This window comes from Hyalangium sp., from assembly GCF_035629615.1.
In the GTDB taxonomy this organism is placed as follows: Bacteria; Myxococcota; Myxococcia; order Myxococcales; family Myxococcaceae; genus Hyalangium.
In genome coordinates this window covers 1-22,848 of record NZ_DASPHO010000009.1, presented here as the reverse complement: position 1 = coordinate 22,848, position 22,848 = coordinate 1, and the positions used below count along the sequence as shown (strand labels likewise).

At 69.6% G+C, this 22,848-nt stretch carries 19 protein-coding genes; 9 read left to right on the top strand and 10 right to left on the bottom strand.

Annotation, left to right across the window (positions count from 1 at the left end):
- From VD972_RS00350 to VD972_RS00340, 3 genes are all read right to left on the bottom strand, one after another.
- A partial coding sequence (locus tag VD972_RS00350) for a hypothetical protein (protein ID WP_324978997.1) occupies window positions 1-1,517 on the bottom strand: 1,517 nt, incomplete at its 3' end.
- A gap of 53 nt (window positions 1,518-1,570) precedes the next feature.
- On the bottom strand, window positions 1,571-1,909 hold the full coding sequence (locus VD972_RS00345; protein ID WP_324978994.1) for a P-II family nitrogen regulator: 339 nt from the start codon (window positions 1,907-1,909) through the stop codon (window positions 1,571-1,573).
- Window positions 1,906-3,252, bottom strand: coding sequence for a bifunctional glycosyltransferase/class I SAM-dependent methyltransferase (locus VD972_RS00340; RefSeq protein ID WP_324978991.1), 1,347 nt, complete (start codon window positions 3,250-3,252; stop codon window positions 1,906-1,908). The genes VD972_RS00345 and VD972_RS00340 overlap by 4 nt, the downstream gene beginning before the upstream one ends.
- 265 nt (window positions 3,253-3,517) lie before the next feature.
- Here VD972_RS00340 and VD972_RS00335 point away from each other — a divergent pair, with 265 nt between their 5' ends.
- From VD972_RS00335 to VD972_RS00300, 8 genes are all read left to right on the top strand, one after another.
- Window positions 3,518-5,659 carry a GumC family protein gene (locus VD972_RS00335; RefSeq protein ID WP_414653958.1) on the top strand — a complete coding sequence of 714 codons (2,142 nt, stop codon included), beginning with the start codon at window positions 3,518-3,520 and terminating at the stop codon, window positions 5,657-5,659.
- 65 nt (window positions 5,660-5,724) lie between these two features.
- Window positions 5,725-6,888 carry a glycosyltransferase gene (locus VD972_RS00330; RefSeq protein ID WP_324979003.1) on the top strand — a complete coding sequence of 388 codons (1,164 nt, stop codon included), beginning with the start codon at window positions 5,725-5,727 and terminating at the stop codon, window positions 6,886-6,888.
- Window positions 6,885-7,841 carry an FkbM family methyltransferase gene (locus VD972_RS00325; protein WP_324978987.1) on the top strand — a complete coding sequence of 319 codons (957 nt, stop codon included), beginning with the start codon at window positions 6,885-6,887 and terminating at the stop codon, window positions 7,839-7,841. Before VD972_RS00330 ends, VD972_RS00325 begins: the two co-directional genes overlap by 4 nt.
- Before the next feature lie 6 nt (window positions 7,842-7,847).
- A complete protein-coding gene (locus tag VD972_RS00320) occupies window positions 7,848-8,966 on the top strand; it encodes a glycosyltransferase (protein ID WP_324978984.1) in 1,119 nt (372 codons plus the stop codon).
- Window positions 8,963-10,507, top strand: coding sequence for a hypothetical protein (locus VD972_RS00315; RefSeq protein WP_324978981.1), 1,545 nt, complete (start codon window positions 8,963-8,965; stop codon window positions 10,505-10,507). The genes VD972_RS00320 and VD972_RS00315 overlap by 4 nt, the downstream gene beginning before the upstream one ends.
- Window positions 10,479-11,624 (top strand): glycosyltransferase family 4 protein, encoded by a 1,146-nt coding sequence (locus tag VD972_RS00310; protein WP_324978978.1) that lies wholly within the window; start codon window positions 10,479-10,481, stop codon window positions 11,622-11,624. The genes VD972_RS00315 and VD972_RS00310 overlap by 29 nt, the downstream gene beginning before the upstream one ends.
- Window positions 11,625-11,890: 266 nt before the next feature.
- Window positions 11,891-12,670 (top strand): hypothetical protein, encoded by a 780-nt coding sequence (locus VD972_RS00305; protein ID WP_324978972.1) that lies wholly within the window; start codon window positions 11,891-11,893, stop codon window positions 12,668-12,670.
- A 170-nt stretch (window positions 12,671-12,840) separates the two neighbouring features.
- Entirely contained in the window at window positions 12,841-13,671 is an 831-nt protein-coding gene (locus VD972_RS00300; RefSeq protein ID WP_324978969.1) for a trypsin-like serine protease, read from the top strand.
- Window position 13,672: 1 nt separating this feature from the next.
- Here VD972_RS00300 and VD972_RS00295 read toward each other — a convergent pair whose 3' ends face one another.
- From VD972_RS00295 to VD972_RS00265, 7 genes are all read right to left on the bottom strand, one after another.
- A complete protein-coding gene (locus tag VD972_RS00295) occupies window positions 13,673-14,815 on the bottom strand; it encodes a glycosyltransferase family 4 protein (RefSeq protein ID WP_324978966.1) in 1,143 nt (380 codons plus the stop codon).
- Complete coding sequence (locus VD972_RS00290; RefSeq protein ID WP_324978963.1) at window positions 14,812-16,047, bottom strand: glycosyltransferase family 4 protein; 1,236 nt, start codon at window positions 16,045-16,047, stop codon at window positions 14,812-14,814. The genes VD972_RS00295 and VD972_RS00290 overlap by 4 nt, the downstream gene beginning before the upstream one ends.
- Window positions 16,048-16,098: 51 nt before the next feature.
- The gene (locus tag VD972_RS00285; RefSeq protein WP_324978961.1) at window positions 16,099-16,734 is read right to left on the bottom strand and encodes a prepilin-type N-terminal cleavage/methylation domain-containing protein; all 636 of its coding nucleotides are present in this window, start codon (window positions 16,732-16,734) and stop codon (window positions 16,099-16,101) included.
- Between the two features lie 425 nt (window positions 16,735-17,159).
- A complete protein-coding gene (locus VD972_RS00280; RefSeq protein ID WP_324978958.1) occupies window positions 17,160-18,338 on the bottom strand; it encodes an acyltransferase in 1,179 nt (392 codons plus the stop codon).
- Between the two features lie 38 nt (window positions 18,339-18,376).
- Entirely contained in the window at window positions 18,377-19,522 is a 1,146-nt protein-coding gene (locus tag VD972_RS00275) for a glycosyltransferase family 1 protein (protein WP_324978955.1), read from the bottom strand.
- Window positions 19,519-20,652 (bottom strand): glycosyltransferase, encoded by a 1,134-nt coding sequence (locus VD972_RS00270; RefSeq protein ID WP_324979000.1) that lies wholly within the window; start codon window positions 20,650-20,652, stop codon window positions 19,519-19,521. The genes VD972_RS00275 and VD972_RS00270 overlap by 4 nt, the downstream gene beginning before the upstream one ends.
- Before the next feature lie 44 nt (window positions 20,653-20,696).
- The gene (locus tag VD972_RS00265; RefSeq protein WP_324978952.1) at window positions 20,697-21,362 is read right to left on the bottom strand and encodes a class I SAM-dependent methyltransferase; all 666 of its coding nucleotides are present in this window, start codon (window positions 21,360-21,362) and stop codon (window positions 20,697-20,699) included.
- Window positions 21,363-21,462: 100 nt separating this feature from the next.
- Here VD972_RS00265 and VD972_RS00260 point away from each other — a divergent pair.
- Window positions 21,463-22,848: oligosaccharide flippase family protein (locus VD972_RS00260; RefSeq protein ID WP_324978949.1), on the top strand; the 1,386-nt coding region annotated here is incomplete at its 3' end.

Below are 22,848 nucleotides of genomic sequence, written 5' to 3'. Positions count from 1 at the left end.
GCCTGAGCGCCGAAGATCAGTGCCGCGGCGAGCATCCCGCCGAACAGGATCTCCGGCGCGGGCATGCCACCCTCCGGTGCACCCAGCCGCACGAACACCCATCCCGCCAGCGCGAGCAGCCCGGCCACCAGAGGCAGTCCGGCCCACGGTTGCGACAAGCCCCAGAAGCTCAGCACCGAAGGCGGCAGGTAGCCTGACTTCAACAGCGGCACCGCCAGCCCGAAGAAGGCGTTGGAGACATCGTCCGGCACGTAGTTGATGAAGGTGGCCATCCCCGTGATGAGGATGGACGCCAGGCACGTCGCCGCGGCCGCTCCCAGCAACCACCGGCGATTCTCTGCGCGCAGCCGCTCTAGCAGCAGGCCCACCGGCAGCAGCAGGAAGGGCACGAGCCCCGTCAGATGCCGCGGCCCCGTCGTCCAGCCCCACGACTCGTAGCTGAAGGACGAGGTGAAGTACGAGTAGCCCACCAGCACCGCCGCCGAGAGCCAGAACAGCGCTCGTGACTCCGGGGATGTGCGGCCCTGGCTTCGCAGCAACACCAGCCCCGGCAGCGCCAGCAGCAGGAAGGGCGCCAGCATGAAGAAGCCGCGCAGCGGAGAGAAGTACGAGAGGAAGAACGCCCGCGGATCCGGATAGCGGATCCCCAGGAAGCCGCCCAGGTGCCACGGCTGGTACGCCGTGTCCGCGAGGTGCTTGTAGCCGCTCTCCAGCGGATGCCCGAACGCAGCCTGGTGGTAGAGCATCAGCCCCACGATGAAGGGCAGTGCCCCCACCATCGCCAGCCCCGCCGCACGCCCCAGCCGAAGCAGCCGCGCTCGCAACGGCTCCTGCCGCCACAGCACCGTGAGCGCCGCATACAGCACCAACCCCAGCACTGCCAGCGCGCCCGTGTACTCTGCCGCCACCGTGGCCCCCGCGAACGCCCCTGCCACCACGTAGCCCCGCTCGCGCCACTCGCCCCGTGCGCACCGCCACAGCGCGTAGAAGCTCCCGAAGAGCAGCACTGCCGTCGTCTGGTGGCTCATGAAGAGCAGCGAGTAGCTGTACGCCAGCGAGCCCAGCCCGTACGTCACCGTCACCGCATCCGCCACTCCTGGAGACAGGTACGCGCGCAGGAAGCGCCGCACGCCCCACAGCATCAACAGCGTCGGCAGCACCGTCAGAAAGAGCCGGCTGAAGAAGACCAGCGGCACCTCGGGCACCGCGTACCGGGAGCTTCCTCCCACCACCCGCAGCACCGCGTAGAGGGGCACCCCCGCGAACGACAGCAGGGGCGCCTTGGACGGGTAGTAGACCCCGTCCTTCACCGACAGATCCCCGACGTAGCCGTAGTCTCGCAGCGCCTGGTTGATCTCAATCGCTCCGTACTCCACCAACGCTCGCGTCTGCCACAGCCGGCACAGCTCGTTCGGCGAGCGCAGGCCCGGGTGGTACGGGAATGCCAGCACGTACAGCGCCACCAGCACTGTCCACACCGCGCGCGGCGTCTGGCTCAGCGCGGCCGTGGGAGCCATCGAGGGCTCCACCGCGCCAGGAGTGGCCGGCTCGGCCTGTTGGGGCGCCGTGCTCACAGCGCCTTGCTACCGCGCTCCCCGGTGCGGATGCGGATCACCTCTTCCACCGGCAGCACGAAGATCTTCCCGTCGCCGATCTTCCCCGTCCGCGCCGCCCCCACGATGGCCTCCACCACCCGAGGCACCACCTCGTCGTCCACCACCACCTCGAGCTTCACCTTCTGCAGGAAGCCCACCGAGGGCTCTCCACCCTTGTAGAAGTCCGTGTGGCCCCGCTGCCGGCCAAACCCCTTCACCTCCGTGGCCGTCATGCCCTGCACGCCCAGCTTGTGGAGCGCGTCCCTCACCTCGTCCAGCTTCGTCGGCTTGATGATGGCTTCAACCCGCTTCATCCGGCTTCTCCCGTGACACGAGCAACCGCGAACAGACTCATTCCCACCGGCAGCTTCACGTGGCGCTCGGCCTCCGCCAGCAGCGGCGCCAGCCGGTCATAGAGCTTCAGCTGGAACCGCGGCACCGCCCGGCGGCGCAGCACCCGGCTGTTCATGAACCACCCAGGAATCCCCACCAGGTTCATCCACTCCAACGTGTCCACCGTGAAGCCGTTCTCCTCCAGCACCTTCCTCAACGTCTCCGGCGTGTAGCGCCGGTAGTGCCCCACCGCCTCGTCGATTGCTCCGAAGAGCTGCGGCAGCGCCGGCACCAGCACCACCACCCTGCCGCCCATGGGGAGGATCTGCCGGAAGCGCCGCACCGCCGCCCCATCGTCCGGGATGTGCTCCAGCACGTTGGAGAGCACGATCGTGTCCAGGTGCTCCTTCTGCAGCGACTTCCAGTCCGCCAGCGCCACGTCCGACAGGTACGGCCGCACGTGCGGCTTGCCCCGGAACAGGTTCTTCAGCCGATCCACATAGAAGGCGTCAACCTCGAGCGCGATGAGCAGCTCCAGCCCCGGCTCCAGTTGACGGGTGATTGTGCCAATCCCCGAGCCGATCTCCAGCACCCGCCGGCCCAGGTGCTCGCGGAAGCGGCCGCCCAGCCAGGCATTGTAGTTGTTGGCGCCGTCCATCCGCTCCAGCGTGCTGTAGCCCTCGTGCTGGTTGTCCGCGTCGTCTCGCACCGTGGCGTACCGCATCAGCGTCCGCAGCTTCGACAGGCGCGCGGCCAGCGTGTGCCGCGGCACGGCCTGCAAGGGCAGCGGTACCTCGGTCAGCCGGTAGAGCTGCGCTGCCAACTTCACCACCAGCTCCGCGTCCACCGCGTCGTCCTCGCTGGTGAGCGTCACCGAGCGCAGCGCCTCCGTCCGGAAGGCGCGCACCCCCGTGAGCGGATCCGCCAGCCCCACATCCGTCACGAAGCGCGTGAAGCCCCCCAGCGCCCGATCCGCCAGCAGCTCCGGCCGCAACCCCGATGCCTCGCGGCGGCCAAACACCGCGTCCGCCGTGTCCTCCTGGATGGGTCGGCACAGCGCCTCGTAGCACTCAGGCGTGTAGGCCTCGTCCGGATCCTGGAGCACCGTCACCGCCCCCGTCACCTTCTCCAGCGCCGCCCGGATGGACGCTCCCTTGCCCACCGTGCCAGAGAGCACGTGGACGTGCGGGCCGGGGGTCACCTCCACGGGGCCCTCCCCCGCCAGGACCACCTCCGCCCGGCCAGCGAGCGCCTGGGCAAAGCGGGCCGCGATGGAGGCCGTGGTAGGAGAGTAGGGCAGGACGACGGAGAGAGACAGACTCACCCGGGCGTGACTAGCACACGGCCCGGGTGGCGCGCGCGGCTCTCGGGCGCGAGGGAGTGCCCGGCGGGCATCCAGGCGCTCGGGATCGCCTCCTGGAAGATTGACCCCCTGGCCCGGAAGGGGCACGCTCGCCCGAGGCTGTGGGTGCAGGTCGGGGCTGGGTGTTCGGGCCGGGCCGCTGCCGCGCGAGGAAGTCTCCAGGAGTGCCACGTTGGAAGGTTCCGTCAACGACCCGGCGAATGCCGCACTGACGCCATTGAACGTCATGCGCTACGTGCGCGCGTTCTGGCGCCGCAAGTGGGTCGTGCTCGGGGTGGCCCTGCTCGTCACCGGCCTGGCCGCGGTCCACACCCTGCGCAAGCCCAAGGTGTATGCCGCCAGCACCTCCCTCATCATCGACGTCACCGCGCCGCGCGTGCTCGACACCGACGTGAAGGAGCTGATGGGAGACGAGCGCAGCAACTACTGGTTCAACAAGGAGTACTACGCCACCCAGAACCAGGTGATCACCTCGCGCGCGGTGGCCACCCGGGTAGCGGACAAGCTGGGCCTCCAGCATGACCCGGGCTTCCTGGGCCTGGCCCACATTCAGGACGAGAAGGCCCGGCTCCAGGCCATGCAGGGCTCGGACGCGGCGGGCCGGCTCCAGTCGCGCATCAGCGTGATCCCGGTGAGGGACTCGCGCGTGGTGAACATCGCCGTGGAGGATCTGGATCCGCAGCGCGCGGCGCTCCTGGCCAACGAGGTGGCCCAGGCCTACATGGCGGAGAACCTCGCGCTGCGGCTGCGCACCACCGAGACGGCCACCCAGTGGCTCGAGGAGCGCAAGGTAGAGCTGGAGAAGACCTCCCAGCTGAGCGAGCTGGCCCTGTACGACTTCAAGAAGAGCGCGGACATGCTCTCTGTCTCGCCGGAGAACAAGAAGAGCAGCGTCACCGAGCGCATCAACAGCTACGAGGCGACCCTCACCCAGGTGCGCACGAAGATCGCCACCCTCCAGGGACGGGTGGAGGCCATCCGCCAGCTCCAGAAGAGCTCCCAGCCCGGGGACGAGACGTGGGCCGAGGCGGTGCCCGGCGCGAGCGATCCGGCCATCCAGGATCTCAAGCGCCGCTTCGTCGAGCAGCGCGCCCAGTGCGTGGAGCTGAGCGAGCGCTACCTGCCCGAGCACCCGAAGATGATCGAGTGCTCGAGCAAGCTGGCGGTGATGCGCGAGGACTTCGTGCGCAGCCTCACCAACGTGGTGCGCAAGGCCGAGACGGAGCTGGCGCAGACGGCGGCCGAAGAGAGGAACATGGTGCGCCTGCTGGCGACGGCGCAGGACGAGTCGTTCCAGCTGGGCAAGCGGCAGATCGAGTTCGACAAGATGAACCGCGAGGCGGAGAACGACCGGCGCCTGTACGAGTCGGTGCTGCGGCGGCTCAAGGACATCGAGCTGTCCGGCCTGCTGCGCACCACGAACGTGCGCGTGCTGGACGGGGCGCGGCCCAACTACGCCCCCATCAAGCCGGACGTGCAGCGCACGGTGCTGCTGGCGCTCCTCGCCGGGCTGGTGGCCGGCTGCGCCGTGGTGGTGCTGCTGGAGATTCTTGAGAACACGGTGGCCACCCAGGCGGACGTGGAGGAGCGGCTGGGCCTGGCCTTCCTGGGCTTCGTGCCGCGCGTGGAAGTCAAAGGAGAGAGCCCGCGCGAGAGGGACTTGTATGTCCACCGCCAGCCCAAGTCCTCCGCGGCGGAGTGCTGCCGGGCCATCCGGACGAACCTGCTCTTCATGTCTCCGGACAAGCCCTTCAAGACGCTGGTGGTGACGAGCAGCGGGCCGCAGGAGGGCAAGTCCACCTCCTGCATCTTCCTGGGCGTGGCCATGGCCCAGAGCGGCAACCGCGTGCTGCTGCTGGACACGGACATGCGCCGGCCGCGGCTGCACAAGGCCTTCGGTGTGCCCAATGACGTGGGCATCAGCTCGCTGGTGGTGGGCGAGGGCACGCTGGACAAGGCGGTGAAGAGCACCGAGGTGCCCAACCTCTTCGTGCTGCCGTGCGGCCCCATTCCGCCCAACCCGGCGGAGCTGCTGCACACCCAGGCCTTCGCGGAGCTGCTCAAGGCGGCCGGGGAGCGCTTCGATCGCATCATCCTCGACAGCCCGCCGCTGAACGCGGTGTCGGACTCGGTGGTGCTGGCCACGCAGGCGGATGGCGTGGTGCTGGTGCTGCGCGCAGGGAAGACGAATCGCGACGCGGCGGCGCGCGCGCTGCGCTCGCTGGCGGATGTGCAGGCGCAGATGTACGGCGCGGTCCTCAATGACTTGGATGTAACGGACGCGCGGTACCGGGACACGTACCTCACCTACCGCGGCTATTACGCGCACTACGCCGAGGAGTCGAAGGACGGAGTGGCACCGTCGTGAGCAGGGCCGGAGCCGGGCTGCGGGTGCTGCACCTGGGGAAGTTCTATCCGCCGGCCTCGGGAGGCATGGAGGTGCATGTCCAGACGCTCGCCCGCGCTCAGGCCGCCTTGGGGGCCCGCGTGGAGGTGCTGTGCATCAACCACGCCGCGGCGGGGGAGGGCTTCAGCCACGAGTTCCGCGGCCGCAGCCCCACCCGAGAGGAGTGGGATGGGGAGGTGCGGGTGACGCGAGTGGGGCGTTGGGCCTCCGTGCTGCGCATGGACGTCATGCCCGAGCTGCCTCGCGCGCTGCTGCGGGCGCTGGCCCGGGGCGTGGACGTGGTCCACCTGCACACGCCCAACCCCGCCCTGCTGCTGGCCCTGGATGCGCTGCCGTGGCTGCCGCCCGTGGTCATCACCCATCACAGCGATGTCATCCGCCAGAAGGTGGCCGGCGCCCTCTTTCGTCCCTTCGAGCTGGTGCTCTACGCGAGGGCCCGCCGGTTGCTCGCCACCAGCTCCGCGTACGTGCCGGGCTCGGCGTTGCTGAGGCGCTTCCGGGACAAGGTGCGCGAGCTGCCGCTCGGCATCGAGTTGGAGCCCTTCCTGAGCCCCTCGCCCGCGGCGCTGGAGGCCGAGGCTCACTGGCGCGCTCAGGCTGGCGCGCCGCTGTGGCTGATGGTGGGGCGGCTCGTCTACTACAAGGGCCTCGTCACGGCGCTCGAGGCGCTGACGCGGGTGCCCGGCCAGCTGCTGGTGGTGGGGGTGGGCCCGCTGGAGCAGGAGGGGCGGGAGCGTGCGCGAGCGCTCGGCCTGGAGGGGCGGGTGACGTGGGCAGGCTACCTGCCGCCGGAGTCGCTCGTGGGGGCGTACCGCGCCGCCACGGCCCTCTGGTTTCCCAGCAACGCGCGCAGTGAGGCCTACGGGCTCTCGCAGATTGAAGCCATGGCCAGCGGGCTGCCTGTCCTCAACACCGCCATTCCCCACTCGGGCGTGCCGTGGGTGAGCCTCCACGAGCAGACGGGGCTCACCGTTCCCGTGGGGAGTGCCGAGGCGCTGGCCCGGGCCGTGCGGCGGTTGCTGGAGGAGCCAGGGCTCGCGGAGCGGCTCGGGCGGGGTGCGCGAGCCCGGGCCCTGGAGCAGTTCCGCCATGATGTGATGGCCGAGCGCAGCCTGGCCCTGTATGCCGAGGCACTGAGCGTGCCCTGGGAGGGCCGGTCCCGCGGCGCCCCCGTGGAGGGAAGATCATGAGGACGCACGACGCCGAGCACGCGGTGGGAGCCGCGCCACTGTGGATGAAGGCCGCGGCGCGTGTCGTCCGGCGCCTGCCCTTCGCCCGCTACCGGGTGATGAATGCCCTGTCCACCCTCTCGCCGGTGCGGGGGCCCTTCGTGGCGCGGATTCCTGCCTCCCTCCAGGGTCTGCGCTTCGAGTGCGATCTGCGCAACGGCCTGGCGCGCGAGGTCTTCTTCACGGGCCAGTACGAGCCGCAGGAGACGTGTCTGGTGCGGGCGCTGCTGCGGCCTGGGGACACCTTCCTCGATGTGGGCGCGCACTGGGGCTACTTCACCTTCCTGGCTGCCGAGGCCGTGACGCGCTCCGGGCGTGTGGTGGCGGTGGAGGCGGACCCACGCATCCACCGCACGCTCATGGCGAACCTGGCACTGAACCAGCTCCCCCATGTCTCCGCGCTGCACGTGGCCGCCGCGGCGGCGGAGGGCACGGTGAAGCTGGAGGGGTATGACGAGGCTCAGGACAACTGGGGCATCTCGCGTGTGCGGGACGCGTCCCAGGCCTCCGCGCGGGCCTTCAGCGTGCCGGCCCGTCCGCTGGATGCCGTGCTCGACGAGCTGGGCGTGGGGCGGGTGAGCCTGGTGAAGATGGACATCGAGGGTGCCGAGGTGTTCGCCCTGGCCGGCATGAGCCAGGGGCTGCAGGCGCACCGGTACGAGCGGCTCCTGCTGGAGCTGCACCCTCCGCAGTTGCGTGAGCACGGGAGTGATCCCGCCGAGCTCACCGGCATGCTGACGGAGTCCGGGTATCGAGGGTGGGTGGTGGACCACTCGCCCGAGGCCACGCGGCGCTGGGCCTACGCACGGGTGCTCGAGCCCCGCATGCTCCTGCGTCCCTTGAGCCCGAGCGAGCCGCTGGACGTGTGGCCCCACGTCCTCTGGGTGGCGCCGGGCATCCCTTCTCCCGTGTAACGCCTGATGCGGATCCTCCACGTCTACAGCGGCAACCTCTACGGGGGCATCGAGACGTTCCTGCGGACGCTCGCCCGGACTCAGCACGGCTCCCAGGAGCTGGCGCACGAGTTCGCGCTCTGCTTCGAGGGACGGCTGAGCCGGGAGCTGCGCGAGGCGGGGGGGACAGTGCACCTGTTGGGCGCGGTGAAGGTGAGCCGCCCGTGGACGGTGTGGCGCGCGCGGAGGGAGCTGTCGCGGGTGCTGCGGAGAGGAGGGTACGCGGCAGTGGTGTGCCACGCGGCGTGGCCTCAGGCCCTCTTTGGACCGGTGGCGCGCGCGAGCGGGGTGCCGCTCGTCTTCTACCAGCACGACGCGCTGGCCGGGCGGCACTGGCTGGAGCGGTGGGCGCGGTGGACCGCACCTGACCTGATCATCTCCAACAGCCGGTTCTCGGCGGGGACCCTGGCGAGTGTCTATCCGGGCGTCCCCTACACAGTACGGTACTACCCGGTTTCTCCCTTGGAGCCCGCGGACCCGCATGAGCGCGCACGGGTGCGTGCCGAGCTGGGCGCGGGCGAGCGGGAGACCGTCATCGTGCAGTCGTGCCGGATGGAGGCGTGGAAGGGGCACCGCCTGCTGCTGGAGGCGCTCGGGCGCCTGGGGGGCCTGCCGGGCTGGGTGCTCTGGGTGGCGGGCGGCGCGCAGCGTCCGGCGGAGGCCAGCTACCTGGCGGAGCTGGAGGCGCTCGCGTCCAGGCTGGGCATCCGCGAGCGCGTTCACTTCCTGGGTCAGCGCACGGATGTGCCGCGGTTGCTGCGCGCGGCGGACATCCACTGCCAGCCCAACCTGGGCCCTGAGCCGTTCGGACTGGCATTCATCGAGGCGCTGCAAGCCGGCCTGCCGGTGGTCACCACCGCTCTGGGCGCTCCATTGGAGACGATCGACGACACGTGTGGCCTCCTCGTCCCGCCTGAGCCTGGGCCGCTGGCCGAGGCGCTCCAAGGGTTGATCCAGGATGGCGGGCAGCGACGCCAGCTGGGCGCAGGCGGGCCCCCCCGCGCTGCGGCGCTGTGTGAGCCGGCGGTCTTCCTGCGGGGGCTGGCCGACGACGTTCGTGCCCTCGCGGAGGGGAGGCGCCCATGAGAGGCCCCGGGCGCGGAGTTCCCCCCGCCTCGGCGCGCCCGCAACTCCGGGGCCCAGGCGTCCTGCGACAGCGCTACACCCGGGGCGGGCTGTCTCAGGCTGGGCAGGAACTCGCCGAGGAGACAGAGCCCTCCTCCGCCGCGGGCCCGGTGACCGCCAGCAGCCAGCCCCCCGAGAGCGCGCGGGCGAGCCGGCGCTTCTGGAGCTCGAGCTACCTGGTGACTGGCTTCATCTGTCTCCAGTTCTGTTGCCAGCTCGCGCTGCTGGTCGATGCCGTCTCCGGGGTGCGGGTGCTGGTCCGCGTCCTCGCGTTCGGCCTCAGCCTGGCGCTGCTCGTGCTCGTGCCGGGGCGGCGCCTACAGCACCCGGCGATGCCGGCTCTGATCGCCGCGATGACGATCACCGCGCTGAACATGTTCAACCCGGGGACGAGCAGTGTCCTGGCGGGTGCGGCGCAGCTCGGCATCCAGTTCGCCGTTCTGGCGCCGCTCTTCTGGGTGACACGGGTGCACATCGACGCCGCGACATTCCGGCGCACGCTGGCGCTGCTGTTCCTCTTCAATGCGGCGAGCGCCGGCATGGGCGTGCTCCAGGTCTCCTTCCCTGGGAGCTTCCAGCCGGCCCTGTCCAAGGCCATCGAGAACCTGGGAGAGACCTACACCGTCGGCCTCCAGTTCGAGACAGCCGGCGGCCAGCGTATCTTCCGGCCCTTTGGCCTCACGGATGTGCCGGGCGGCGCTGCCACGGGGGCCTTCTACGCGGTCCTTCTTGGCGCCGGGTTTCTGATCAGCTCGCGGCGTGGGTTCGTCAAGGTCCTGAGCCTGGGAGGCATCTTCCTGGGCGTGGTCAGCCTCTACCTCTGTCAGGTGCGCGCCATCGCGCTGATGCTCGTGGTGTGCCTGCTGGCCGTGGCGGTCGTGCTCATGCTCAGCGGTCGGCTCTTGCAGCTGGCGAAGTTGCTGGGCGTGGTGGGAGGGCTGGCGGTGCTGGGCGTCGGCTGGGGCGTCACGGTGGGTGGGGAAGGCGCCGAGGCCCGCTGGAACAGCCTCTTCGAGCAGGACGTCAGCGGAGTGTACTACAGCAACCGCGGCTATTTCCTCGAGGGCACGTTCATCTACTTCGTCCCGGAGTACCCTCTGGGCGCGGGGCTGGGGCGCTATGGAATGGCCAACTCCTACTTCGGCGCCAACACCCCTTCGCGGCCTGCGCTGTGGGCAGAGCTTCAGTGGACGGCGTGGGTGTTCGATGGAGGCGTGCCGGTGCTGGTGCTCTACCCGCTGGCGGTGCTCATCGCCACCTTCTGGGCGTTCCGGCTGGCGCTCCGCCGGCAGGAGGGGGACGAGTTCTGGCTGTGGGGCACGCTCATCTTCGCGTATGACTTGGGGGCCCTTGCCCTGACGTTCAGCTATCCCTTCTTCATCAGCCAGGCTGGCATGGAGTTCTGGCTGCTCAACGCCGCGCTCTTCGGTGCCTTCTTCCACGCGAACCGGAAGGCGCCGCACCCTGTACCGAATGAGACCGTACACCCTCATCGCCGGTGACTTCGTCGCCACGGGAGGAATGGACCGGGCGAACCTGGCCCTCGCGAGCTACCTCGCGCGCCAGGGCGGGCCCGTCCGCCTCGTGGCGCACCGGGTGGCGGACGAGCTGCTCGGTTTCCCCAACGTGCGCTTCGTGCGCGTGCCCAAGCCCGCGGGGGCGTACATGCTGGGCGAGCCCCTGCTGGACGGGGTGGGGCGGCTCTGGGCGCGGCGCACGCTGGCCGAGGGCGGCGAGGTGCTGGCCAACGGTGGCAACTGTGCGGTGCCCGCAGCCAACTGGGTCCACTATGTCCACGGGGCCTACCAGTCCGAGGGTACCGGTTCGTTGCTCCGTCGCCTCAAGGGCCGGGTGAGCCACCGGCTGTACTTGAGGGGCGAGCGCCAGGCGTTGCGGCGTGCGCGCGTCATCATCGCGAACTCGGAGCGGACCAAAGAGGATCTCGTGGTGGCCACGGGGGCCTCTCCTGAGCGCGTCCACGTCATCTATTACGGCATCGATCCGGAGCGGTTCCGCCCGCGCACGTCCGAGGAGCGGCGGGAGGCGCGCGCGGCGCTGGGGTGGTCCGAGGGCCGGCGGGTGGCGCTGTTCGTGGGAGCGCTGGGAGACAAGCGTAAGGGGTTCGACACGGTCTTCCCGGCGTGGGTGCGGCTGTGCGCGCGCGGTGACTGGAGCGTGGACTTGAAGGTGGTGGGCGTGGGGGCGCAGCGCGAGGTCTGGGAGCGCGAGGCGCGCGAGCGCGAGCTGGGCGAGCGCATCCAGTTCCTGGGCTTTCGCAAGGATGTGTCCGAGCTGATGGCGGCCGCGGACCTGCTGGTAGCGCCCACGCGCTACGAGGCCTACGGGCTCGGCGTCCACGAGGCGCTGTGCACGGGCCTGCCGGCCCTGGTGAGCCGGACGGCGGGGGTGGCCGAGCGTTACCCGGTCGGGCTGAGAGACCTGCTGATCGACAAGCCGAACGACGTCGAGGAGCTGGTGCGGCGCCTGGAGGACTGGCGGACACGGGAGGCGCAGCTGGCTCCTGACGCCGCGAAGCTGGCAGAGACGCTGCGCTCGCAGACGTGGGACGGAATGGCCGCCGCCATCGTGGACCTGCTGGAGCGACAGCGAGCGCGGTAGCCGGCCTGTATACTCAGCACTTCAGCGGAGCCCTCCTGGCGCAAATCGAAGGACCCATATTCTCCCGGCTGGCACTCTCCTGGGTGTTGCTGTTCATCACGCCATGGACGATGGCCTGTGACGGCTGTGCCTCGGGCGAGGAGAAGGCGCAGCCTCAGACTCTAGAGAAGAGCGAGGGGGCATCGATCGATCCTCCGGAAATCCCGTCCTTGGGGTCGATGACGGCCGGTGCCAGGCTTCGTCCTCGAGCGGAGGATCTGGGACCGGTGGACGTCAGCGTGTTGAGCTACGCCGGGAAGGTGGACGTCAGGAATCGCTATTCATCAGCGGTGATGGTGACGACCGGCGACCCGAAGGAGGGAGCGCAATGCAGTGGCGTGTTGATCGGTTCACGCCTCGCACTGACAGCAGCGAGTTGTGTCTGTAGGTCGAAAGAAGCAGGCCCCGCCAACGAGAGCATGCAGCTCATCAACAGGACATCGTGCGCTGAGCGTGCGTTCGTGATGACGGTCGTCTATGGCACGGTGCACGACCCGCACACTGCGGATATGAAGGTGCAGGCGTACGCGGGAACTGTGCGGCCTCATCCCGGTCTTGAACTCCGCTTCGACGCTCAATCGTCCGTGGTTACAAGCCGTGCAGATCTGGCTGTCATCCTCTTGGAGACACCTGTCGAGAGCGGGACGCTTCATGCTCGGCTCTTGGATTCCGAGGTCGAGACCAGCGAGCCCTTTGTGACCGCAGGCTACGGTCATGACGGCGCAGTCGAACAGATCTTCGGCCAGCGCTACTTCAGAGGGAACAAGGTGACCCGAGCCTCTTCGCCAGCGGACGAGAGATTTTCATACGCCCAGCAAGGAGTGGATGTTCATGCCCATCACAATGGGTGGTCTTGTTTTCGCGAAGATGAAAGCGGCCAGTGGCTCGTGGGTGTCTCGAGCTGGGCTTCTGGCGGAGGGGCATCATGCGTGAGCACGTTTTTCCATCGGGATTGGCTGCGCGCCGAAGTCCAGCACGCGGCCGCGACCCAAGAAGAACGGCAATGAGCGCCCGCGCGAATCTGTCAGTGGCCGGTCTGGCCTGGCTGGCAAGTATGGGGTGTTCAGGTGCCCCGCCGCGTGGACAAGAGAACCTCCAGGAGCGCTTTGACAGCCATGCTTATGCCGTAGGGGCTGGGCTGGAGACCGTGCATCCATACTCCGGAGCGCGATATGCGATGTCCGATGGCTCGAAGGATGTACAGGATTCGTATCCGTCGGCTGTCCGTGTTGAGTTCAGTGAGGATGGGCTTCAGTTCTGCAGTGGTGTCCTCCTCAACCCCTACCTCGTTCTTACCGCGGCTCATTGCTTCTGCATGAAGAATCGCCCTTCGGGCGAGCAGGTCATCCACAGAAAGAGCGCGAGCTGCGTCAAGAGTGTGAGCGCGGTGAAGGCCGTTCGCTATGGCTCGTCCGTCTCGCCGCGGTACGAGGTATCCAAGGGTGAGGTGGAGGTTGACATCCATGAGCACTACAAGAGCGTCATCAACTCGAGAGATGAAGTGCTCGAATCGAAGTCGGATCTTGCCGCCATCCATCTGACCCAGCCTATCCGTGGCGCGTCCATGGCGTTCAAAGTTCCTCCCAGGAGAGAGGTTGAGGTGGGGGATCTGCTCGTCGCAGCCGGCTACGGCAAGACCGACCTCCGGGAAGGAACAGGGCTTATCGGTGATCGCTACTACGGGACGAACATGGTCAAGGTCTTCTCCTCGCGGGTGGACCCAAAAGATCGCGAGGGCAAGATCCGGGATGGAGTGTTCGCCTTCGCGGGAGAAGGCCCCGACGGGCAGAGAGCCCATGCTCAGCGGGGAGACAGTGGAGGGCCGTGCTTTTCCCAGAGGGAAGACGGGGTCTGGCTCGTGGGCATCATCAGCATGTATGGGAACCTGGGCAATGACTCCGCGCCGTGGTCGGTCTTTACGAGCACCTTCCTTCATCGGGAGTGGATACGCCGACACATGGAGAAGTCCAGAGTGCGGAGCGAGAAGCTGAAATCCAAGAGCAACTGAGTCAGCCGAGCACGGACTCGAAGAAGTCCAGGTGCTCGCGGGCCACCACCGGCCAGGCGAACCGGGTCATCGCTCGCGCGCGCCCCCGCGCGGCCAGCTCGCGTCGGCGGTCCGGGCTCTCCAGCACCTCGGCCAGCGCCGCCGTCCAGGCTGCCACATCCGCTTCCGGCAGCACCCGGCCCGCATCGCCCGCTGTGTGAGGAATCTCTCCGGAGTCACTCGTCAGCACGGGCACGCCGCACGCGAACCCCTCCGCCAGCATCCGGCCGAACTGCTCCTTCCACCGGGGCGTCGTCTGGCTCGGCGCGCACAGCACATCCATGGCGTTGAGCACCCTCGGCACCTGGGCGTGCGGCACACCCGTGACGACTCGAACGCGCCCTCCCTGGCGCTCGCCCCACGCGCGCAGGCTCGCCTCCATCGGACCGCCGCCCACGAAGAGCGCTCTCCAGGGGGTGGTGAGCCCCTCCAACACCTTCCGCAGCAGCTCCACGCCCTTCTCCGGCACGAAGCGCCCCAGGTATCCCACCACTGGGGCTCCCGCTGGCTCCCAGCCCAGCTCCCTCAGGAAGTCCGCGCCCGCGGCCCTGTCCGGCTGGAAGAGCTCCACGTCCACTCCCATGGGGATGTAGCGCGACGGACGCTGTGCATACCCCGGCCGCGTGAGGAGGTTCTGCTTCACCGTCTCCCCGAAGGCGATCCAGCCCGCCGAGCGCGCCACCACCCAGCGCTCGAGCTGGGCAAACGGCGGCGGGTACCGCTTGAACAGGTTCTGCGCCGTGGAGAACACGAGCGGCACACGCCGCGGAGTGAGCAGCGCCACCTCCCCACCCGCGAGCACGTACGGCTCCTCCCACGAGTGCACCAGGTCCACCCCGCGCGTCAGCTTCTCGCGCAGCTCCGGGCCGTAGACGAACACATGCGCCGACCGGCTGAAGAGCGCACGCACTCCCTCCACCTGGCTGGTCTCACCCGGCTCGCGCTGGAGCTGGATCGGACTCAAGTCGCCGTGGAAGAAGCGGGGCGCTACCGCCGTCACCTCCCATTGCCCCGCGCCTACCCGCGCCATCTCGTTGGCCAGTCGCCGGTTCAGGGTGACCACGTACGAGTGCGAGACGCTGACCAACCGGCGTGGCCGCTTCAAGGGGAGCCTTCGGCGCGCACGAGCGTGCGATAGAGGTTCAGGATCTCGCGGGCATAGCGCTCCCGAGAGAAGCGCTCGACCGCTGTCCTCCGCGCGGCCTGGCCCAGCCGCTCACGAAGCTCCGCGTCCTCCACCAGTGTTCGCAGCGCCAGCGCCAGCGCCTCGGCGTCTCCCGAAGGCAACGTCAGTGCGTCCACCCCCTCGGTGAGCAGCTCCGCCGCCCCGCTCGCGCGCGAGATGACTGCAGGCCGCCCACAGGCCAGCGCCTCCGCGATGGTGAGGCCGAAGGGCTCCCGGCGGGTGCTCGCATGGACGAAGACGTCCAGCGCTCGGTAGATCGCCGCGGGCTCCCGCTGAAAGGGCACCAGCCCCACGCGCCCCTGCAATCCCAGCTGACTCACCAATCCCCGCAGCTCCTCCTCGGAGAACTGCGAGTCCGGCGTGCGGTAGAGCGGCGCGCCCACGAGATAGAAGCGCGCGGGCAAACCCGGACACTGCTGCAGCAACTGAGCCGCCGCCTGGAGGAAGAGCTCCTGCCCCTTCCAGCGCGCATAGGTGGCCACCAGCCCGAGCCGCAAGGTCCCCACCGGCGCGGGCGGCAGGCCCGCCAGCTCATCCAGGCGCGAGCCCTCCCCGGGCCCCGGCGCAAAGCGCTCCACGTCCACACCGTTGTAGACGACATGAACGGGGACGGAGCCCAGCACCTGGCGGGCGTCCAAGCCCACCGCGCGGGAGTTGGCGATGGCCGCCGTCGCCACGGGACGCAGGGCCCGCAGCGCCTGGCGCACCAGCGGACGCTCGCCGATGAAGTCATGGAGGTGCCACACGCACGGCACGCGCAGGGCCACGGTCGCCGGGCTCAGCAGGTGCGTCTTGATGCCGTTGGAGTGGAGCAGGTGAGGCCGCAGCGCCCGCACCTCGCGGCGCAGCGCCCGCAGATACCCGGCGAGCAACCCTGGCGTCGGTGCCAGGCTGCGCGCCATGCCCCACAGCGCCCGTGCCCCCTGGTCTCGCAGGCCGCTGTCGCCCAGCGCGGACAGCCGCTCGGGCAAGGGAAGGAGCCGGGAGTCCACGCCGAGCGCCCGGGCCTCGTCCAGCAGGGGGCCCTCGGTCCCGGCCAGCAGGTGCAGCGAGAGCGCCGGGTCAAGCTTGCGCAGGCACGCCAGCAGATCCAGCAGCGCGCGCTCGGCCCCGCCTGGCACTCCCACGGGATTGAGGAAGAGGATGCGCAAGCCCGGTGACCGAATCAGACCGGCACCGGGCGGTCAAGCCAGACGCGGGCGCTAGTTGCAGTTCACGTCGTTGCTGACGTTGAACGGCTCGCCCGAGACGACGTGCGCCGCCACCCCGCCGGTGCTCGGGCACGCGGGAGTGACTTCTCCCTCCGACGAGACGATCAGCCAGGTGTCCGCAGCGTCGCCGGGCGTGCCGTCCACGTCCCCTGCCGCGTACACCAGGAAGTCCCAGGATGCGTCAGTGCCGAAGATGCCCGCGTTGGCGCCCATGCCGGGGGGGGGGTCGGTCCACGTGGCGCTGGCCGGCGGCACCACGGCGAACGTGTTCGGGAAGGTGACGTGCCGGTAGGTGTCCGCGCCGATGCACGTGTCCGAGGGGTGGATGGCGACCAGCGGACCGCTGCGGTCTTCGAAGGTCGTGCAGCCGTTCTCCAGGTGGTAGCTGTAGCGGTTGCCGCGGTCCGGCGCGAAGCCCGAGGCGTGAATGTCCTGGGGCGGCATGCGCTGCAGCGTGCGCAGGCTGGTGAAGAGGCTCTTGAGGCCCGTTCCCACCTCGGCCTGCCGGGCGCGTCCCTGGAATCGCATGAAGCTCGGAATTGCGATGCTCGCCAGGATTCCGATGATCGACACGACGATCATCAGCTCAATAAGGGTGAAGCCACGGTGCTGAAGACGGCTCCTCATGGGGGCTCCTTGAGAGGGTCCTGCGACTCAGTGCCCTGACGAGAGAGCAAGCGCCGAGCCATCCGCCGGGCCGCGAGCACCCGCACGCGCTGACGAAAAGGGGCGGCTCTTCACGTCCAGGGAGGTTGTGTGAGATCCAACGGCCTTGGATCCACGCGGAGTGCGATCGCGATCGGATCCACGTGGGCTGTCATGATCACAGTGGGCCTGCACGGTGCGTCAGAGCCCCTGTGCGTTCACTGTGGACTCAGACCTGCGCCGCACGCCGATGAGCGGGAGTGAACGACATGCCAAAATTTGTCAGGAGGTGACGCTTTTCGTCGCTGGCTCCAGGAGCAGGGCTCCACTGGAGGGCGAACTTTCCACTGCCGCCGCAAGGGAAGCGCTAGAGGGGCGAGCGCACCAGACGGGGGACAAGAGCCGTATTACCCGAGTGCGCTGCTTTTCGCAATTCCCCTGTGAGACTTGCGTAGCCAGCGCCGGGCGGGCTCTTCGAGGCGTTGGAAGAGGAGGATCGAGGCCGCCACCGCGATGGGGAGCAGGAGCAGCGCGACGACGTTGTGGGGCAGGGACAGGGTGCGTGTGTTGAGGGCGAGCGCGTAGCCCATCATCGAGCCATGCAGCAGGTAGAGCGCGTAGCTGCCTCCACCGAGCAGCACGAGCGGGCGTGTCCCCAGCTTGAGCCCGTTCCAGGCGATGCCGCACGCGAGCAGCCAGATGCTCAGGGCGAACAGCGGCACGAGCACCCCCAGCTGAACCAGTGGTGAGGGCTTGGGGGGCAGCAGGAGGATGACGGTGACAATCCCCGCGCCCGTGGCGAGCAGGCCCACCGTGCGCCAGGCCTCGCTGCCCTGGCGCGTCCTGCGGCAGAACAGCAGTCCGAGGCACATGCCCAGGACGAACTCGGGGAGCCGTGTCGGTGGGATGAGCTGGAGCGGGAGCTGGCTCCACGCGCGCAGGCCGCGCACCCCGAGCGAGGCGGCGCCGTCCGCACCCCACACCGAGGCGAGCTCCCCCGCGAGGAAGGGCGCCGCCCCGAGCAGCCAGGCACCTGCGGCCACGCCGAGCAGACGTCGTGAACCCTGCCGCGCCAGCCAGGGCCCGAGGAAGGGGAACACCAGGTAGAAGAACGCCTCGACCGAGAGCGTCCACGCCATGAGGTTCCAGGTGGGGCGGCCCAGCTCGAGCCAGGACTGGGTGAGGGTGAGCGTGGCGGCGCAGAGGCGGGCCACCTCGCCGGGAGTTGCGGCAGGCTCGGCCGACGGGAGGAAGCGGAGGAACAGCGGGAGATCCACCGCGAGCGCCAGCAGGTAGATGGGGTAGATGCGCGCGAAGCGGGCCCGGTAGAAGTCTCGCACCGTGCCGATGAAGCCTCCCCGCTCGTCCAGGTAGTTGTAGGCGAGGATGAAGCCGGACAGGACGAAGAACAGGCTCACCGTGGTGAAGCCCGCCTGGAACAGCTTGTCGAGGAATGACGGCGCGCTCGGCTCACAGGGAGGGCAATAGAAGTGGTAGCCGACCACGCCCATGGCCGCGAAGAAGCGCAGCCCGGTGCACGCATCGAGCGAAGAGCGGCGAGGATCGGCAGGGAGCGAGCGGTCCATGGGAGGAAGAGAGCGACAGCGTATCAGCCCCCGCGAGCTCAGCGCTGGAGCAGTCGTAGGTACGCCTCGAGCACTGTGCGCGTGTGCGCCTGCCAGGTGAAGCGCCGAGCGTGCTCGAGCCGGAGCCTGCGAGTAGGAGGGAGCTGCCGGCCGGACAGCAGCGCGTCCAGCGTCTCCACCCACGCGGCCACGTCTCCGACCGGGCAATAGAGACACGCGGCTTCCCCCACCTCACGCAGCACAGGGAGCGCGCTGGCCACCACGGGGGCTCCGCAGGCGAGCGCCTCGATGACAGGGAGCCCGAAGCCCTCCGCCTCGCTGGGGACGAGCACGGCCTGCGCCCGGCGGTAGAGTCCGGCCAAGGTGGCTCGGTCCAGCTTGGGAGGCTGCAGCAGCGCGTCGCCGATGCCCAGGCGTGCCACCTGCTCACGCTGGGCGTGGGTCAGCGCGCCACCTTGCTGGACGAGCCGCAGCTCCGGGTGCCGTCCTCGCAGCGCCGCGAAGATGTCGAAGAGCACCTCCAGGCGCTTGCGGGGAATGGAGCTGCCCACATGCAGGAGGTAGGGCCGTCCCTCGAGCGGCGCGAGGACGGACTCGCTCGTGTCAGCCGGAGAGGGCTCTGGGTGGAACTCGGGCGACACTCCAGGAGGAGCCCAGACGAGCCGGTCCGGGTCCACTACACCGTGGGCCACCAGCTCGGCTCGCACGGCCTGCGTGCCGTGGAAGACGAGGGCCGCGCGCTGCAGGCCCAGGAGTGTCGTTCGCGCCATGAGCCGGAACCAGGCGGGGCGGGGCTCGCGGTGCGGCTCGAGCACCGAGCGGAAGGTGTCCAGGTCGTGGCAGTAGACCCCCGTGCGCCGCGCGGGCAGGGCGTGGACGAGCTGCGCGTACGAGTGGTCCACGACGTGGAAGGCCTCATACTGGTTGCGAGCCAGCAGCGCTCGCGCTGGGTATCCGCCGAAGCGTGTGAGGAGCCGATCCGCGTTGAATGCTGCGCGCTCGCGGACTCCTGGCAGGCGCTGGACGAGGCGTGGCATCCGCGGGCGCACCCCCGTCACCGCCACCTCCGAGGGCAGCGCGGACAGGCCCTCCAGCAGGGCCTCTCCCACCAGATCCATGCTGGGCCAGCCCTCCTCGCGCGGATCCATGAGGAGCGCGAGCTTCAGCGGGGCCCCGGTCCTCATGGGCGCTCACCTCCCGCGGTGGGGGCAGGGCTCAGCAGCACCTCCAGGGTGCGCTCCAGGGAGAAGCGCTCCCGATACACCTCGACTGCTCGGGCTCCCAATGCCGCGCGCTCCTCGGGACGGGCCAGCAGCCGCTCGGCGGCCTCCACCAGCGTCGCTGGAGCCGTTCCTTCCACCAGCGCCACCGCGTCCAGCTCTCGCCACAGCGGTTCAGTGAGGTGCCCGGTGTTGGTGACGAGCGGGCGGCCCAGGGCGAGGCTCGCCATCGTGGTGCCTCGCCGCGTGCTCACGCCGTCCAAGTAAGGCTGGACGAGCAGCTCGCACGCCGCGAGGTGCGCTGCCAGTGCGTCAGGTGCCAGGGAGTCTCGTGAGAGGAGCTGCCCGGACAGCTCCGGGTGGTTCCGGAGCTGTCCCTCCCGCCAGGGTGTGCTGCCCCGGCCCAGCAGCAGCCCCCGGCGGCGAGGATCGGCGCGCAGCAGCGGGACGAGCACGCGCCCCAGTGGCTCCGAGGTGGCGATGCCATAGGTGCCGAAGTGTCCGAGGAGGAGTCCCTCGCCGAGCTCGGCGCGGACGCGAGCCACAGCCTCGGGAGGCACCTCTGTCGGGAAGTTGCTGGGCACGGGACGCCACTCGGTGTGGCGGCGGACCCGCGTCGGCAGGTGCTCGGCCCAGGTGGGAATGGACACGAAGGTCCGATCCGCCGCGCTGGCCACCAGCCGCAGCATCACCCGAGTGGTGGCGGCGAGCAGCTGGTGGCGCAGCGGAGCTCCCAGGCTCCACGGGTACACCACCTCGTGGAAGAAGACCCAGCGCTCGTCTCCACGGCGTGCGGCGAACCAGGCGCAGAAGGGCACGTTCATCGCCTTCAGGCCGAACGCGTGCGGCACATACTGGAGCAGCAATCGCCGGGGCTTCCGGCAGCGGTCCAGTCCCCGAGAGAGCCTCACCAGGCCCGCGGGGGTGAAGAGGCTCGGGGCGCGGTGCACGGTGAGGCCGTCCTCGTGCGCCTCGCCCGCCTCACCGGGGGCCCACACGTGCACCTCCGCGCCTCGGCGTGCCAGCTCCCGGGCGATCAGCTGCGTGTAGTCACTGACGCCGCCGGGCTGGGGAGGGTACTCGCCCGTGAGCAGGTGCCAGGCGACTTCCGAGGCCGCGACGGCGGGGCGGGGACGGCTCAGGGGGCCTCCATGTCCCGGATGGCCATGAGCTGGAAGGCATGCTTGGGGAACCGCGCGGTGAAGGGCTCGGTGAGCCGCGACACGAAGCCTCCCAGCGGGCGCGGACGGATGCGGGGCAGGGCGTAGTCACCTCGAAGCGGCTTCCACCCGCTCATGCCGATGACGCGGTAGCCGCGCAGCTCGAAGTCGTACACCTCCCAGCCCGAGCGGTGGTGCTGGTGCGCGTTGCCATCCCACTCGTCCTGCGGCAGGAAGCCGTTGGGCGTGAAGAGGATGACGCGCTTGCGCGCGATGGACTCGAGCGTCTCCAGGAGCCGGTAGCCGTCCGGCTTGTCGAAGTGCTCGATGACGTCGATCGCGATCGCCGCGTCGAAGCTCTTGGGCGCGAAGGCCTCCCCCACCTTCAGGAGATCCATGCAGTGGTACTCCTGGTGGATCCCCGCGGCGCGGCTGCGCTCGATGGCCTTGTCGTAGCCGTCCACGCCCACCGTGCGCGGGAGGAGGTGCGAGAAGGACCGGATCGGCGAGCGGAACCCACAGCCCACGTCCAGCACGCTCTCACACGTGCCCACGAGCGCCTCGCGCAAGGTGCGGAGGAACACCTCGTGTTCGCCCACCAGCACCTCGCGCCGGAGGAAGTGCAGGATGCCGCCAGGTCGCATGCGGCGCGGACCGTAGTCCTCGCACTCCAGGGGTGTCAAAGCATCGCGCGGCCTGGAGCAGGGCCCCCTCTCGAAAGGAGGGCGGGCAGGCGCCTCGTGCTTGAGGGCAAGGGGGGCCACCGTTAGCATCCGGCTCTCGCGCGCGCTGCACGCCCTGGTGGGCGCGGCCGGGCTCCGGATGAACGCCACCGCCACTCCAGAAGTCACCCCCTCCGAGGTGAAGGCTCGAGCCCAGAAGGGCGTGCTCGTCCTGGCTGCCCGCACCCTGGCCTCCCAGGGGCTGCGCGTGGTGAGCGCCCTGGTTCTGTCGCGCCTGCTGTTCCCGGATGACTATGGCCTCTTTGGCATCGTCTCCTATGCAGCCACGCTGGGGGCCTACCTGGGAGATCTGGGCCTCAGCGCCGCCCTCGTGCGCCAGCCCCATGAGCCCACCGCGGAGGAGACCTCCACGATCTTCTGGGGCCACCAGGCGCTGACGGCCGTCATTGCCGCCATCGTCATCGTGCTGGCTCCCCAGCTCGTCGCGGGGTACGCGCTGGGCTCCCAGGCCCTGCCGATGATCTACGTCCTGGCCGGAGGCCTGTACTTCTTCTCCCTGCGCATCATTCCCCTCATGGCGCTGGAGCGGAAGCTGGCCTTCTCCGTCATCGCGCGCGCCGAGCTCATCGAGAACCTGGCGCAGGTGTTCACCACCATCGGTCTGGCGGCGTTGGGATGTGGAGCCTGGTCCCTGGTGGGTGGAGGACTGGTGCGGGGGGCCGTGGGGCTGCTGTGCATCTGGCATGCGTCCCCCTGGCGGCCCCGGTTCACGTTCCATGGCTCCATCATCCGGCGGCTGCTGGGCGTCGGGCTGGCATTCCAGCTCCCGCCGCTGGTGGCCGCCTTCACCGCGGGCTGGGTGCCCCTCGTGGTGGGACGCTTGCTGGGCAAGGACGCGGTGGGCCTCGTGAACTGGGCCTGGGCCCTGGCCTCCACGCCGATCATGCTCAGCACCATCCTCAACCGCGTGGCCTTCCCCACCTACTGCCGGCTGCAGGATGACCCCGTGGGCTTCGCGGACTACCTGCGCACCTCGCTGCGGCGCCTGTCCGCCACGCTCTGCCTGCTCATCCCTCTGGCCGTGCTCGCCGTGCCGGTGGCCGTGCCGCTCCTGTTCGGGGAGCGCTGGGTGCCCGCCGTCCCGCTCGTGCAGTGGTTCAGCGTGGAGTGCATCCTCGTCACCCTGATCGGCCTGCTGGCCACCGCGCAGAATGCCGGAGCGCGCCCCTGGGAGCGGCTCGCCGTCACAGTGGGCGTCGGCGTCTCGAAGTGGGCGCTGGGCACCTGGCTCATCCACCGCTTCGGGCTCACCGGCATCGGGCCCCTGGGGGTCATCGTCGGCCTGGGCGAGCTGTGGGTCATGGCCTGGCTCGTCACACGGCTCAATCCCGCGCTCCAGGGGCTCGTGGCGGAGGTGGTGGAGCCCTTCGTCACCGTGGGGCTGTTG

Excerpts from the sequence above, each read along its gene's own strand:
- VD972_RS00345 (WP_324978994.1), bottom strand. The coding sequence starts at position 1,909 with ATGAAGCGGGTTGAAGCCATCATCAAGCCGACGAAGCTGGACGAGGTG.
- VD972_RS00335 (WP_414653958.1), top strand. The coding sequence starts at position 3,518 with ATGCGCTACGTGCGCGCGTTCTGGCGCCGCAAGTGGGTCGTGCTCGGG.
- VD972_RS00330 (WP_324979003.1), top strand. The coding sequence starts at position 5,725 with ATGGAGGTGCATGTCCAGACGCTCGCCCGCGCTCAGGCCGCCTTGGGG.
- VD972_RS00325 (WP_324978987.1), top strand. The coding sequence starts at position 6,885 with ATGAGGACGCACGACGCCGAGCACGCGGTGGGAGCCGCGCCACTGTGG.
- VD972_RS00320 (WP_324978984.1), top strand. The coding sequence starts at position 7,848 with ATGCGGATCCTCCACGTCTACAGCGGCAACCTCTACGGGGGCATCGAG.
- VD972_RS00315 (WP_324978981.1), top strand. The coding sequence starts at position 8,963 with ATGAGAGGCCCCGGGCGCGGAGTTCCCCCCGCCTCGGCGCGCCCGCAA.
- VD972_RS00310 (WP_324978978.1), top strand. The coding sequence starts at position 10,479 with ATGAGACCGTACACCCTCATCGCCGGTGACTTCGTCGCCACGGGAGGA.
- VD972_RS00300 (WP_324978969.1), top strand. The coding sequence starts at position 12,841 with ATGTCCGATGGCTCGAAGGATGTACAGGATTCGTATCCGTCGGCTGTC.
- VD972_RS00285 (WP_324978961.1), bottom strand. The coding sequence starts at position 16,734 with ATGAGGAGCCGTCTTCAGCACCGTGGCTTCACCCTTATTGAGCTGATG.
- VD972_RS00280 (WP_324978958.1), bottom strand. The coding sequence starts at position 18,338 with ATGGACCGCTCGCTCCCTGCCGATCCTCGCCGCTCTTCGCTCGATGCG.
- VD972_RS00275 (WP_324978955.1), bottom strand. The coding sequence starts at position 19,522 with ATGAGGACCGGGGCCCCGCTGAAGCTCGCGCTCCTCATGGATCCGCGC.
- VD972_RS00265 (WP_324978952.1), bottom strand. The coding sequence starts at position 21,362 with ATGCGACCTGGCGGCATCCTGCACTTCCTCCGGCGCGAGGTGCTGGTG.